Below are 13,579 nucleotides of genomic sequence, written 5' to 3'. Positions count from 1 at the left end.
TGCTCCCACCCGCCCCGGCACCACCCGGGTCAGGCTGCCCTCAGCTCCATCCCCTCGCTGCGACAAGGCAGACGGCGAAGGTCTCTCACCTCCACTCGAAACACAGCGCCTCACGGCGCACGAAGCCGACGTGCCACCGGTCGGCGGTGGTGGTCCATGAGCTGGCCTGCTCGTCGTAGACCCAGCGGGCCTTGCCCCGGCGGACCTCATCGATGCCCAACACCACGACCGGTTCCGGCTCGGCCGGAAGCACCCTGGCCGCGTGGGCGGTGAACGCGGCGGCGACGACCGGCCACGAGATGCCGTGGTCGCGGGCGGCCTGCACGATCGTACGGCCGGCGTCGGCGACCGCCGCCCCGGCCGTCTCACGCAGCCGACGAGTCAGCCGGGAACGGGCGGGTACCTGGGCGACCTGCTCAGTGAATGACTTGCGCGGGCAGGCAGCCGTCGGGCAGTACCAGCGTCGTTTCCGCCAGCGCAGCCGCACCGGCCGGCCACCCACCGGCAAATCCCGCGGTCGAGTTGTGGCCCACTGCTTCACCCGAACCGCCCGCTGCCCGCACTCCGGGCAGCATCGTGCCTGCTCATCGCTGGTGGACACGTCCACCAGCGGGACGCCGCCGGCGTCCAGTTCGACCCGCTCCACCACCAGGCCGTCCAGGCCCAGCAGCCGGCTCGTATCGTTGACCATGCTCGCAGCTCTTCAATTGTGACCATCCGAACTCGACACTCAGATGATCACCAAGAGCTGCGAGCCCTCACGCTCGGGGCTGCTCCAGCCACGAACCCCGCTTAACTTCGAACAGCCCCTATCGGTGGTCTAGCGCCTGCGCCTGCTTCACGACGGGTTGCCGTTGGATACAGAGGTTGAATGGTCAGGGTTACGGGGGTTCTGCGTCGAGGGTCAGGCCGGTGTGGGTGAGGAAGCTGGTCAGGAGGTCGGGGCGGTACTGGATGCGCTTGAGCCGGTTCTTCACCACGGCGGCGAGGTGGTCGACGCCGGTCACGGCGAGGTTGCCGAGGCTGCGTTTGACGTGTGACCAGACGCCTTCGGTCGGGTTGAGGTCGGGGGCGTAGGCGGGTAGCTGGATCACGTGGAGCCAGTCGCGGTTCGCGACGAGTTCACGCATGGCGGCGCTGACGTGGGTGTTGAGGTTGTCCCAGATCAGCACGATCGGTGCTTTGAGGTACTGGTGAGCGGCATCCAGCAGGGCGGCGTAGTCGGTCTCGGCGAAGCTGCGCCGTTCACTCTTGCGGGGCCGGTGGATTTTGACCCGGTACAGCAGGCGTGTGCGGTGTCCGGGTTTGACGCAGACCAGGCCGGCCACCGAGATGCGGCCGGAACCCTTGCCGGACACCGGGATCACCGGTGTGCGGCCGCGGGGCGCCCAGGTCCGGGCCTTGGGCGGCCGAAGCGTGTGACCTGCCTCGTCCTGGAAGCAGATCCACGCCCCACGCTCGGCCGCCACTATTTTGCCTGCGGCCACACCTCCCGCCGCCAGGTCGCGATCGCCGCCTCGTCGCGTTCGACCGGTCGATGCTTGGGCACCTGCGGGCTGAACCCGATGCGGTGCAACAACAACGACACCCCGCGCAGGGTGTACCGCTGCCGGAACAGCCGGACGATCAGCTCCGCCACCCGGGCCAGGGTCCAACGCTGATCCTCGACCCAGCCGTGCGCGGCGGGACCCTCCGCAAGCGCGGCCGCGAGGGCATCGAGCTGGGCGTCGGACAACCGGCAACCGCTACCGGACGGACCTTTCGAGGCCAGCCCGGCCGTACCGCCGGCCAGCCACCGCCGTCGCCACACATACACCGCGTTGCGCGACACCCGAAGCCGAACGGCGATCTCCGAGACCGGCACGTCCCGCGTGAACATCTCCGCCGCCTGCAACCGGACCGCCTCGCGTCGGGCCCGGCCCTCGGCCGTCAGCCCACCACCATCGGGATAGCGCACCCCAATCACATACGCCACCCATCGACCGCGATCACGTCGACACGCCGCACCCCACCAGCTCTAACCCTGACAATTCAAGCTCTGTAGCGTCCCCAGGCTGTGGGGGATCATCGCGCTGTGCGCCGACTGCGAGGCGACGGCCAACCTTTGATCTTGGTGATGTGCGCGGTGTGTGCTCTCCAGCCGGTGTCACCCCGGGTCAACCGGTGCCGGTTCGGGTCAACCGGTACCAAGGTGCATGATCGCCAGCTCGCCCGTGTGATCCACGTGTGGTCATCGGCTGGGCCGATCGGCCGGGGCAATGCAGGCCAACGCGGGCCACTCCCTGCCATCCCGGGTCAGCCCGCAGGTCGCTAGACTGGGCGCTCGCGCCCTCGTAGCTCAGGGGATAGAGCAACGGTTTCCTAAGACGACGCTCTATCTGTACCCATAGCTGGATGACCTGCGGGTTTCTATTCTGTTTTCACCTTAGTGGGTCGCACGCGCCCGTCGCTGTGCTCGCTTGCTGAAGATCAGAAGAACAGGCGTAAGTCCTGCTCAGGCCCTTGTTCGGCCGGTTCGACGCGTCCTTGCGGGATCCGGTGAAGTTGCCGTGCCGCGTCAGTTACGGTGCCGCGAGAGCGCGGGTCAGCAGCGTGGTGAGTTTGGCTGCGCGTGCCGGGTGGTAATGGCTGACCCAGAGAACTCGTCCGATGAGGTATTGAGCGAAGTCGGGGTGGCCGGTCCGGTTCTGCGCGGTGAGGCCGGTGTGGGCGGCGTTGTGGAGGATGGCGCGGAGCTGGTCGTATTCGTCGCGGGGTGCGGCGGGGTGTTGGTTGACGACGAGTCCGGCGAGGAGTTGCCGGTCGGCGCGCCCGCGGATGCGGGTCTTACCTGTGTGGACCTGGAAGCCCTCGTCGCGGGCGATGTCGGTGACGGCGGTGAGTAGGTCGTCGATGCGGCGGATGGTGAGGTGGCCGGAGAAGGCGAGGTCGTCGGCGTACCGGGTGTAGGTGGTCTCGAAGGCGTCGGCGAGGCCGGTGAGGCGTCGGTCGAGTCGGTAGGCGCACAAGTTGGCTAGAGCGGGCGAGGTCGGCGCGCCTTGGGGCAGGTGACCGGTGCGGAGCCCGGTGAGCCGGGCCGCCCGGTGCGGCAGGTCGGTGGGTGCGCGGCGGAGGACTGGGAGCGGGGTGCGGTTGGTGCACAGTCCGGTGAGGGTGTGGGCGACGGGTTCGGGGTAGCCGGCGGTGCGGAACAGGCCATGAACGCGGGTGGCGGGGATGTGGGTGAAGAAGGCGAGCAGGTCGACCCGGACCACGACCGCCTGCGCGGCGTGGGCGGCGGCGAACGTGTGCGCGGCGCGGCCGGGTACGAAGCCGTGGGCGGCGGGGTGGACCGGGATGGGGCCGAGGACCTCGGCGAGGAGCCGGCGTTGCAGCGCGCGGAGCCGGGACTTGGGTGCCTCGATCAGCCGGCCGCCCTCGGTCCACCGGTAGTGGTAGTGGTGCAGGCGGTGGGCGGTGGCGCGGCGGTTCATGGCGCGTCGGTCGGCGTACCAGTCGAGGTGTTCGATGCTCAGGTCGAGCATCGCGGCCAGGTCGCCGACGGTGTCGATGACCGGCGTGTGCCAGGGCCGGCGGACCGTGCGGGTCGGCGTCACGGGCCGCGCCCGGATGACGATCGGCCGCTGGTGCTGGCGGGCGGTGGCGGCTGCCGCGCGCAGCGGGTCGAGGGTGCTCAGGAACTCCGCCAGCTCGCGTGGCCGGTCGGTGGGTGGGCGTGGGTAGGCGACCAGCACCGCGTCGGCGACCGGCCACAGCCATCGCCGCCGGACCCCGAGGACGAGCCCACCCTGGTCGACGAGATCGCCACGGCGCCAGCTCTCGCCGGCGAGGAACGCATCGGCGAGCGCGGTGGCGAGGGCGTGAATGGTGGTCACGATCGGGCCGGTGGTGGCAGCGTGTCCCGACGATGCCCGGTCGTGCGGGTGCACAGGCTCGCGGAGCGTGCCGACGCACCTGTGGTGTGGTGCCGAGGTGAGTGTCGCGTCCCCGGGGTTGCCCCGGAGAGACCGTGGCCGGTCCCCACGTGGGGGAGCGGCCTGGTCAGCTCGGGACACGCTGCCATGGGAGCAGCGTAGAGAACGGAGACCGTCATCGGTGTCCGCGATGCGTGTGGCGCGGCGCAGAGAACCGTTTGGTCGAGGGATGCGTCCTAACCTTGCGTGATGGACGTGGACGACGAGGAGTTGTTGCGCCTCGTCGGGAAGGGTGACCGCGGGGCGTTCGACGCGCTGTATGCGCGTAACGCGCCGTGGTTGGTGCTGCGTCTGCGCCGTCGGTGTCGGGATCCGGAGTTGGTCCGGGAGGTGGTGCAGGAGACGTTCCTGACGGTATGGCGGGCCGCGGCCGGCTACCGCGGGGACGGCGCGGCGGTGGGCTGGCTGTGGTCGGTGGCCGCCGGTCGGCTGATCGACGCGCGGCGTCGCGCGTTGGTCCGTCCGCAGAGTGTGGGAGCGCCGGGCGAGGACGTGTTGGCGTGGTCTCCGTCGGCGGAGGACGAGGTCTTGGCCGGTGCGTACGACGCCGAGTTGGAGCGTGCGCTGCACCGGTTGGCTCCGGAGTTGCGGGCGGTGTTGCAGGCGACGGTGCTGGACGGCCTGACGGTGCGGGAGGCCGCGGTGTTGCTGGGCGTGCCGGAGGGCACGGTGAAGACCCGGGCGATGCGGGCGCGCCGCGAGTTGCGGGAGGCCCTGTCGTGACCGGGTTCCACGTCGACGCCGGGGTGTTGGCGGCGTACGCCGAAGGCGACCTCGCTGACGTGGACGCGTGGTCGGTGGAGGCGCACCTCGACCGCTGTGTGGCCTGCCGGACCAGCATCGCATCGGACGCGTCGACGGCTTCGGTGGTGGAGGCGGTCGCGGTGGCGCTGGGCAGCCGGTTGCCGGCGCAGGGGCGGGTGCGGCGGGCGACCGGGTGGCGGCGTATGCGGATGTTGGTGGGTGCGGGGCCTGCGGCGCGGGCGGCGTGGGTGTTGTCGGTGGCCGTCACCGGGGTGCTCACCGCGGGGTTGGAGTTCAGTCCGACGGTGGTCCCGCCGTGGTTGCTCCTGCTGGTCGCGCCTGCGCTGCCCGTTGTCGGTACGGCCCTGTCGTACGGGCCGCGGACCGATCCGTTGCACGAGCTGGTGGCGGGGACACCGCAGGGCGGCCTGCGGATCGTGCTGTGGCGCACGCTTGCCGTGCTCGCGGTCGCGGCGCCCGTCGCGGTCCTGGCCGGCGCGGTGACGGGCATCGGTACGCCGGGGTTGTGGCTGCTTCCCTGTGTCGCGTTGACCGTGCTGACGTTGGCGCTCGGCTCGCTGGTCGAGCCCGCGTACGCCGCGCTCGTGGTGTCGGGGGCGTGGGCGGTGGTGGTGCTGGCACCGCCGGTCGGCGGTGTGGCGGTTCTGGTGTCGAGCGGCTCGGGGTGGCTGGGCGTCACCGCGGTGGCCGCGGTGGTGGTGTATGTGCGTCGGGAACGGGTGGGAAGGCAACCGGCATGACGACGGTGAGCGTCGACGGCCTGCGGGTCAGCTATGGGAAGCGAGTCGTCTTCGACGACCTGGACCTCGAGCTGGGGGTGGGCGTGCACGGGTTGCTCGGCCCGAACGGCGCCGGCAAGACCACCCTGATGCGGGTCCTGGCCACGGTGCTGCGACCCGGCCGGGGGGATATCCGACTGCTGGGCCACCGCATTGGCGACCCGGCGGCGTTGCGGCAGGCGCGCCGCCAGTTGGGCTACCTGCCTCAGACGTTCGGGTTCTACCCGCGCTTCACCGTGCGCGAGTTCGTCGAGTACTTCGCCTGGCTGAAGGAAATGCCGCCGGCGCGGATTCCGCTGGCGGTGGACAGGGCGATCGAGCGGGTCGGCCTGCTGGAGCGCGCCGACGACCGGATGAAGCACCTCTCCGGCGGGATGCTGCGCCGCGCCGGCATCGCCCAGGCCATCGTGAACGACCCTCGGCTGCTGTTGGTGGACGAGCCGACCGCCGGCTTGGACCCGGAGCAGCGGGTGCAGTTCCGGGCGCTGCTGCGGGAGCTGGGCCTGGATGCCGTGGTCCTGGTCAGCACTCACCTGGTGGAGGACGTCGTGGCGGCGTGCACCTGGGTGAACCTGGTCGACGGCGGCCGGCTGGTCTTCACCGGCCTGCCCGATGAGCTGATCGCCGCCGGTGGGGACGGCGACAGCGGCGACTCCCCGATCGAGCGCGGCTACCTGGCGGTGCTGCGCGGCGCGCGGACGGCACCGCGGTGAGGCGCGCGCTGAGGGTGGAGCTACGCCGGGGTACGGCGCCCTTAGCCGCGGTGGCGATGTTCGGCGCCGGGGTGTGGATGCTCGCCGTGCACCCGGACGACTGGGGCGGCCGGTGGGCGGGTCTCGCCAACTACCTGCGGATGTCGATGCTGATCCTGTTCGCCCTCATGATCGCGGCCGGCGCGTGGCAGTCCGGCAGGGAACGGCGGCGCGACATCGACGAGCTGATCGCCTCCACCCCACGCCCGGGCTGGCAACCGCTGGTGGTTGCCTGGCTCGCCGTGACCGTGGCCGGTGTCGCCGGCCTGCTGGTCGCGTTCGCCGGAGCCGGGGTGCTGGTCGTCCGGGTGGCGACGTACGCCGGTGGAGGCTGGTGGTGGACTCTGATCGTCGGTGTCCTCGCCCTGGCCGCCGCCGCCGCGGTCGGCGTCCTCGTGGGCCGGCTCGTTCCGCTGCGGGTGGCGGCCCCGATCGCCGGCCTCGCCACCTACCTGGTCCTGGCCATCATCACCTACTGGGACGGCACGCCCGCCGCGTGGCTCTCACCGGTCTACGGGGGCTGGGCGGTGTATTCACAAGTCCCCGGACGGGTCACCGCGTTGCAGGCAGCCTGGTTGGTGGCCCTGACGGTCCTGCTGCTCGCCGCCGCCGCACGGCAGCGGCGAGCCGCCCTGCTGGCCGGGGGACTTGCCGTCGCCGTCGCCGTGCCGATCACGACGGGGCCGGGCACCCACCGCCTCCCGGCCGACCCGGCCGCGGTCGAGTTGGTGTGTACGAGCAGCGGCCCGCAGGTGTGCCTGTCCAGGATCAACGCGTTCCTGATCAACGACGTCACCAAGGTTGCGCAGCCGATCCTTGGACGTCTCGACGGGATACCCGGAGCTCCGCGGCGGGCGGTCGACCAGGCCGCCCAGCCGGCCGGCCAGTCCATCGAACGGGACGACGGTACGGTCTGGCTCAACCTCGACCACCAGTCCACCGCGCTGGGCGGCCTGGCCAGCCGGAAGAGCCTGCGGGCGGACTTCCGGCAGGTGACCCGAGCCAGATGTGAGGACCCGTCCGGGGCACGCAGCATCGACCAGCGGGTCTACCGGACCGACACCCTGGCCACCGACTGGATGCTCGACGAGGCAGCCACCCCGGACAACGTGTCCCTCACCAGGCTCCGCGCACTACCGGAGGCGGCGCAGCGTTCCTGGTTCGCCGCCTACCTCGACGCCGCCCACCGATGCGACATCCCGGCGCTGATCCGGCTCGGCGAGCAGTCGTGACCGGCCGGCTGCTCACGCTTCATCTGCGCTTCCGGGGCGCGCCCATGTTCGTGGCCGGTGTCGGCGTCATCACGCTGCTGGCCTGGGCCGCCGGAACATGGCTCGCCGGCAGGCCCTACTTCGACGGACCCGCTGCCCGCGTCCCCGTTGTCGCGCTCGCACCGCTGCTGGCCGCACTCTTGCTCGGGCCCACCCTCTCAGGCGCCGACGAGGACCTCGAACGCAGCACACCCCTGCCGTGGCGGGTCTGGCGAGCCGGCCACCTACTCGTCGCCGTCTTCGTCACCGCCGCGGCGCTCAGCCTGGCCGGACTGCGAGCACCCGACACGTACGGTGCACACGCGCTGGTGCGAAATGCTCTCGGTTGTATCGGACTGGTCGCCGGCGGCGCAGTGCTGCTCGGCGCGCGACTGGCGTGGCTGTCCGCCTTCGTCTACGTGTGCGCCGTCTACGCCGCCGCTCCGCGTCAGACCGGCACTGTCATTGCGGCTTGGGCTTGGCCGATTCAGCCCTCCACCATCACCGCATCCTGGTTGACCGCAGCCACGATCTTCGCGCTCGGTGCGGCGGGATACGTGCACGGCGGGTCTCGCGCCCCGGCCGTCCGCCGCTTTCGTTCGACGAGAGGTGCGCCGTGATCTGCAACAGAGTCGGCGTAAGCGGCCATAGTGTGGTGTGAGGCATCAGGTACGACCATCGGACGAGGAGCTGTGGTCCTCGATCGCCGCCGGTGACGAGACGGCGTTCGGTCGGCTCTTCGACCGGTACTCCCGTCCGGTCTACAACCACGCTTTCCGGCTGACCGGCTCGTGGTCGACGGCCCAGGACGTCACCCAGGCGACGTTCCTCGTCGCGTGGCGCCGTCGCCACGACGCCCGACTCGTGGATGGCTCGACGCTGCCGTGGCTGCTGGTCGTCGCCACGAACGCGGCCCGCTCCGAATGGCGGTCGGCTCGTCGGTGGCTGGCGCTGATCCGGCGCCTGCCGGCGGAGCGGTACGCCGATGGTGACCTCGCGGACGAGGTTTCCGGGCGGCTGGACGACGAGCGGCGGATGGCTGAGGTCCTCGCGGTGGTCCGCCGGTTGCCGCCGGCCGAGCGGGAGGCGGTGGCGTTGTGCTTGTGGTCCGGCGTGTCGTACCCGGACGCGGCGGCCGTGTTGGGCATCAGCGAGGTGGCGGTGCGGTCCCGGGTCAGTCGGGCCCGCAGCCGCCTGGCGCGGCTGCTGCCCGAGGGGATCCAGGAGGGGAAGTGGTGAACGACATTCTCGACCTGCCCGCGGAGCGGGATCTGCCGCCGGAGGCGGCGCGCGCGATGCGGGCCCGGATTCTCGGCTTCGTGAGCTCGCCTCCCGCGCGTACCCCACGACTGCGGATCGCTATGGCTGCGGCGGTGCTGCTGGCCGTGGCGTCCGGGGCCGCGGTGGTGGTGTGGGACCGGCCGGAGCGATCGACCGTGCAGTTGCTGGCCATGGGGGCCGGTGAGCTGTCGCCGACGCTGCGGGACGCGGCCGAGCGGTGCCTGCAGTGGAACTCCCCGCAACGGCAGACCCGGCCGAACCCGGGCGAGCAACCCGTCCCGGTGTCCCTGGACGACCTGGCGGTGGCTATCGAGCGGGATAACCGCGCCCTGGTGTTGTTCATGAACGACGTCGGCTATGCCACCTGCGACGTGGAGTGGGCGGGAACGCCCCGGGAGTCCGGCGGAGGCGCCACCGAGCCGTGGCCGTACGGTGCCTGGCTGCCCGGGCCGGTGCAGCGGCTGCTGCTGACCTCCACCGAGCACGACGGTGGGGACGTCAGCGTCAGCGGCCGGGTCAGCAGCCGCGTCCACCGGCTCGTACTCGACCACGGCGACGGCCACACCACCACAGCACGACTTTCCGAAGGCGCGTTCGGCCTGATGACCAGCGACGCCCGACTCAAGGCCAGCAACACCCCTGAACTGGTCAGCTCCGACGCCCACGGGACGGAGATCGACAGGCGTCCGCTGTTCCAGGCCGAAGACCAACTCGAGCACTGCTACGCGGGCCCAGACGGGAAGCGGATCTACGGCAAACCGACCAGCGACTGCCGTCCTGCCGAGAAGTGGGGGCGTCAGCCATGATCGGAGGCTGACCGCTGCCCGGGGCATGGGTCGTCACTCGCGGGCCAGCCCCGGTGGCAGCGCGTCCTCGCCGGGTCGGACCTGGCGGGCATTGGCCACGGGGTCGCGTTGGAGGGCGTGGATCACGGGCCTCGGGCCGCCGACGCAGGTCCAGGTGTCGTCCCAGAGCGCGGAGACCAGCCATGACCGGTCGGCGGGGAAGAACAGGTCCGGCAGCGCGCCGTGCGGGTGGCGGATATGACCACCGGTCCGCCAGGTGAGGGCTTGGTCGGGGCCAGCCTCGACCAGCACGTACGGCCAGTTCCAGTAAAGGAACACCCTCGGGGCGTGGGGGAAGACGACGTCGTGTGCGCCGGTGTCGAGGTAGGCCAGCCACCACGGCTGGTCCGGAGTGTGTGTGATGAGGTCTTCGACCAGGGCCTGCTCGTAGGCGGCGGCGGTGACGTCGTCGGCCTGGTACGTGGTGGCGTAGGCGTCGAAGACCGGCGGGATCGCGGTGGTGATCGAGACGCCGGCAGTGGTGTGACCGGCGATCCAGCTCACGTCGGCGGCGGCGCCGATGCGCCAGTCCCGCCCGTCCTTGTTGACCTGCACACCGCTATTCAAGTCGCTGCAGCGACGGTTGGCGTGGGAAGCAGGCTGGTCGCGAAACGGCGGCCGGCGACCAGCCGTCATGGGCCACGATGCCGTACGCCTGCCCCGCGCTCGGTGGAGCGCTGATGCTCCGCAACAGCAGGTCGATGCCGACAACGAGTCCGACGAGTTGGGCGATGACGAAGCCGGGGAAGAGGTGGGGGCGATGCCGACGAAAGGGTGTCGGTGAACGTCCGGCCGATCGACACCGCCGGGTTGGAAACGAGGCCGAGGAGGTGAACCAGTAGGCGGCGCCGATGTAGGCGCCGTCGAGGATCAACTCGATGTAGAGGCGGGGGGCCTGGACAGCCTCGGCGTGTCTGCAACACGACCCAAGGTAGGTGGCGGGCAGATGTTGTCGCACCTGCGCAGTAGCATGGCCCCTCGCTGCTGACCGCTTCGAGCCGAAAGAGGACATGGATGTTCATCTCCGCGGTCTACATCCGCTTTTTCCGCTCGTTCAACTTCGACTATCTCCGCAAGGCGCACCGCGAGTTCGCCCCGGACCCGTGGGATGTGCTGGAGCCGGACGGGCTGCAGTATCCGTTCGTCAAGGTGCCGCTCGAGCGGGACGTGACCACCGTGGTGGGCGCGAACGAGTCAGGCAAGAGCCAGTTGCTGTCGGCGATCAAGCACGGACTGACCGGGAAAGGCATACAGCGGGGCGACTTCTGCCGCTACTCCCAGTTCTTCGCGGTAAACAGGGCCATGGCGTTCCCAGACTTTGGGCTTGAGTTCAAACAGCTGGACCTCAACGATCTCGAGATGCTGGGGAAGGCATGCAGGGCGAAGCTCGACGATGACACCGAGGGCTTCTCGATGTTCCGCGTCGGTGGGAAGGACCCAGTCGTCTATGTCCGGCAGGGCGAGGACTGGACCAAGTATCCCATCAAGGACAAGAAGGCCCTCGACGCGCTCATGCCGCAGTGGTTCGAGATTGACGCAACAATCGCGCTGCCGCAGAGCGTGCCGATCAAATACCTGGCGGCGGCCGAGCGATCACTGCAGACGAGTCCTCGCAAGACCCGCTTGGGCTTGGTGAACACAATCCTCGAGAACGCACAGTCGTGGTTCGGCTCGGCCGAGGGCGTCACGGCGGCTACGCCGACGCTCCTGAGCACGTTCTCTAGCGCGAGCACCCAGAACGCCGAGCACGACAAGCAGCTCGCACTCGCAGACGACCTGTTACTCAAGGTCGCTCGGATCGATCGGACCGCCTTCCAGGAACTCCTCAACGCCGTTGAGGAGGGTAAGGACGGCTTCGCGAACGGGATTGTAGAGCGGATTAACCGCGGGCTCTCCGCCGCGCTGAACTTTCCGAAGTGGTGGTCTCAGGACTTGCACTTCCAGCTCTTGGTGACTCTACGCGACCAAGATTTGGTGTTCACCATCCGGGATCGGACCGGCACGGAGTACTCCGCAGACGAACGCAGTGGAGGTTTGAAGTACTTTCTCAGCTACTTCGTGCAGTACCTCGCCCACGAGCCACCCAAGTCGGGCGCTCGCGAGGTGCTGTTGATGGACGAACCGGACGCCTATCTGTCCAGCACTGGCCAGCAGGACCTGCTGCGCATCTTCGAGGACTTCGCCGATCCACAGGAACCAACCCGGTCCTCCTGCCAGGTCGTCTACGTCACACACTCCCCGTTCCTCATCGACAAGAACCACGGTGAGCGCATCCGCGTCTTGGAGAAGGGTGAAGGCGACGAGGGCACCCGCGTGGTGCGCAACGCTGCCCGCAATCACTACGAACCGCTGCGCTCGGCGTTCGGCGGGTTCGTGGCCGAGACCACCTTCATCAGCAACTGCAACTTGATGTTGGAGGGCATGTCCGACCAGGTCATGCTGGCCGGGATGTCCGCGCGGTTGCGCCGGCAAGAGATCCCATCGACGGACAGCCTCGACCTGAACACTGTGACGCTTGTGCCGGCCGGGTCCGCGCCGCACATTCCCTACCTGGTGTATCTCGCGAGGGGGCGCGACGTCGACCGGCCTGCCGTGATCGTCCTGCTCGACAGCGACACCTCCGGCGACCAGGCGGTGAAGTCGCTCAGGAAGGGCCCCAACGGTAAGCCTGTGATCGATGCGAAGTTCATCCTGCAGCTGGGTGAGCTCCCGACCGACGCTCTGGTCAGCCCCCGCCCTGGCGGCGTCGTCGCCATCGAAGACCTCATCCCACTTCCGATCGGCATCGCAGCGGTCAAGCGATACGCGGACGAGTTCCTCCCCCCGCTGGAGTCGGCCAAGCTGGGCACCCTCAAGCCCAAGGACGTGAGCTTCGAGGATTGCTCGGGCACCCACGAGGCGCTCGAGCGGGCAGCCAAGGCAAAGCTCGAGGGATTCCATCTGGATAAGGTCGGCTTCGCTCGCAGCGTCCTGGATGCGGTGCGGGAAGATGACACTCTCACCGGCGCGACCGAAGTCATGGACGCCAACTTCCGGGTCCTGTTCCGTGAACTCGGCCGCAGGCAGCGCCAAGCCATGCGACAGATCACCACGGAGAAGACGAGCTCCAAGATCAAGCGCATCAAGCGGTCATTCCTGCTGGATCAGCCCACCAACGCCAGCAAGGAACAGGGCTTGCTGCTCCTCGAGGACATCGAGGCCGCCTTGGACAACTCCGTCGACGCAGAGGCGCTGAAGAGCCAGATTCGGACGATGCGGCGCGACTTCGAGCTCGATGAAGACCCCACCGAGCCAATCAGCGACTTCGGTGCCTTCCGCGACGCGCTCGAGGCGCTGGCGTACCAAGAGGTCAACGAGGTTCAAGAGCCTTAACAACTCCTACTTCGAGCCGTATGTGCCAGCAGCTGGTGGCGCATGCGAGGAGGGCTCCATGAATGTCGTTGCTGATCTTCCAACGTTCGTGTCCTCGTACACAACAACGATCCCGCTTTCGCCGGGAGGGCATGCGATGTTCCTCGCCTGGCACGTAGTGCTGAACAGATCAATGGTTCGCTCGATCCCATCGCTAGATCGCAGCGAGACACGGTTGTGATGAGTACCGAGAATGGTCCAGACCTCGTGGCCTCTGGCGTCCGCGACATTGATCCACGCCAGGCGAGCTGCGATGGGCGGTTCCGAACTGGAAGCGCGGCTTCCTGGACATCATGCTGAGGTAACCGCAAACGAGCGGGCGAAAGACCTTGGGCTGAATCCGCGGGCGCTCTCCAGTTATCCGCATGCAATCTGCCCAGCCTGTCGTCAGTATCTAGCCTCGATGATTCGCGCCTGACGCCGGTTCCTTCCGCCCGGCAGGTCTGATCGCTGTTGATAGATGCGATTGTGGTTCCGGCATGGTGGCGGGCCGTCTGTCGCGGCGGCGGGCGTGGTCTCCTG

Annotated in this window: 12 protein-coding genes and 1 pseudogene; 8 read left to right on the top strand and 5 right to left on the bottom strand. The window is 69.1% G+C overall.

From position 1 onward, the window contains the following. Positions 1 to 121: 121 nt before the first annotated feature. From DLJ47_RS10030 to DLJ47_RS10015, 4 genes and pseudogenes are all read right to left on the bottom strand, one after another. Positions 122 to 691, bottom strand: a pseudogene (locus tag DLJ47_RS10030) (transposase family protein); the annotation flags it as partial. Between the two features lie 190 nt (positions 692 to 881). After that, entirely contained in the window at positions 882 to 1,469 is a 588-nt protein-coding gene (locus tag DLJ47_RS10025; RefSeq protein WP_233257751.1) for a transposase, read from the bottom strand. After that, positions 1,469 to 1,957: a winged helix-turn-helix domain-containing protein gene (locus tag DLJ47_RS10020; protein WP_109899772.1), complete on the bottom strand. Its 489-nt coding sequence runs from the start codon at positions 1,955 to 1,957 to the stop codon at positions 1,469 to 1,471. Before DLJ47_RS10020 ends, DLJ47_RS10025 begins: the two co-directional genes overlap by 1 nt. Positions 1,958 to 2,561: 604 nt before the next feature. Continuing rightward, positions 2,562 to 3,875, bottom strand: a complete 1,314-nt coding sequence (locus tag DLJ47_RS10015) for a reverse transcriptase family protein (protein WP_146228063.1) — start codon at positions 3,873 to 3,875, stop codon at positions 2,562 to 2,564. 285 nt (positions 3,876 to 4,160) lie between these two features. On the opposite strand from DLJ47_RS10015, the gene DLJ47_RS10010 reads away from it, so the two are divergent. From DLJ47_RS10010 to DLJ47_RS09980, 7 genes are read left to right on the top strand one after another with little or no spacing between them, the layout of a single operon-like run. Next, positions 4,161 to 4,697 carry an RNA polymerase sigma factor gene (locus tag DLJ47_RS10010; protein ID WP_109899770.1) on the top strand — a complete coding sequence of 179 codons (537 nt, stop codon included), beginning with the start codon at positions 4,161 to 4,163 and terminating at the stop codon, positions 4,695 to 4,697. Beyond that, a complete protein-coding gene (locus DLJ47_RS10005; RefSeq protein WP_109899769.1) occupies positions 4,694 to 5,479 on the top strand; it encodes a zf-HC2 domain-containing protein in 786 nt (261 codons plus the stop codon). The genes DLJ47_RS10010 and DLJ47_RS10005 overlap by 4 nt, the downstream gene beginning before the upstream one ends. Then, on the top strand, positions 5,476 to 6,231 hold the full coding sequence (locus DLJ47_RS10000) for an ABC transporter ATP-binding protein (protein WP_109899768.1): 756 nt from the start codon (positions 5,476 to 5,478) through the stop codon (positions 6,229 to 6,231). The genes DLJ47_RS10005 and DLJ47_RS10000 overlap by 4 nt, the downstream gene beginning before the upstream one ends. Beyond that, on the top strand, positions 6,228 to 7,502 hold the full coding sequence (locus DLJ47_RS09995) for a hypothetical protein (RefSeq protein WP_109899767.1): 1,275 nt from the start codon (positions 6,228 to 6,230) through the stop codon (positions 7,500 to 7,502). The genes DLJ47_RS10000 and DLJ47_RS09995 overlap by 4 nt, the downstream gene beginning before the upstream one ends. Continuing rightward, positions 7,499 to 8,140 carry a hypothetical protein gene (locus DLJ47_RS09990; RefSeq protein WP_109899766.1) on the top strand — a complete coding sequence of 214 codons (642 nt, stop codon included), beginning with the start codon at positions 7,499 to 7,501 and terminating at the stop codon, positions 8,138 to 8,140. The genes DLJ47_RS09995 and DLJ47_RS09990 overlap by 4 nt, the downstream gene beginning before the upstream one ends. A gap of 37 nt (positions 8,141 to 8,177) precedes the next feature. Continuing rightward, positions 8,178 to 8,759, top strand: coding sequence for an RNA polymerase sigma factor (locus DLJ47_RS09985; RefSeq protein WP_109899765.1), 582 nt, complete (start codon positions 8,178 to 8,180; stop codon positions 8,757 to 8,759). Next, entirely contained in the window at positions 8,756 to 9,607 is an 852-nt protein-coding gene (locus DLJ47_RS09980) for a hypothetical protein (protein WP_109899774.1), read from the top strand. The genes DLJ47_RS09985 and DLJ47_RS09980 overlap by 4 nt, the downstream gene beginning before the upstream one ends. 33 nt (positions 9,608 to 9,640) lie before the next feature. Here DLJ47_RS09980 and DLJ47_RS36245 read toward each other — a convergent pair whose 3' ends face one another. Continuing rightward, positions 9,641 to 10,201: a hypothetical protein gene (locus DLJ47_RS36245; RefSeq protein WP_199235772.1), complete on the bottom strand. Its 561-nt coding sequence runs from the start codon at positions 10,199 to 10,201 to the stop codon at positions 9,641 to 9,643. A gap of 459 nt (positions 10,202 to 10,660) precedes the next feature. On the opposite strand from DLJ47_RS36245, the gene DLJ47_RS09970 reads away from it, so the two are divergent. Then, positions 10,661 to 13,018: an AAA family ATPase gene (locus tag DLJ47_RS09970; RefSeq protein WP_109899764.1), complete on the top strand. Its 2,358-nt coding sequence runs from the start codon at positions 10,661 to 10,663 to the stop codon at positions 13,016 to 13,018. Positions 13,019 to 13,579: the final 561 nt, after the last annotated feature.

Origin of the sequence: Micromonospora sp. S4605 (assembly GCF_003176715.1) — a bacterium.
Lineage (GTDB): Bacteria > Actinomycetota > Actinomycetes > Mycobacteriales > Micromonosporaceae > Micromonospora > Micromonospora echinaurantiaca.
Note: the sequence above shows the minus strand (reverse complement) of the source record. Positions and strands in the feature narration are given on the sequence as shown.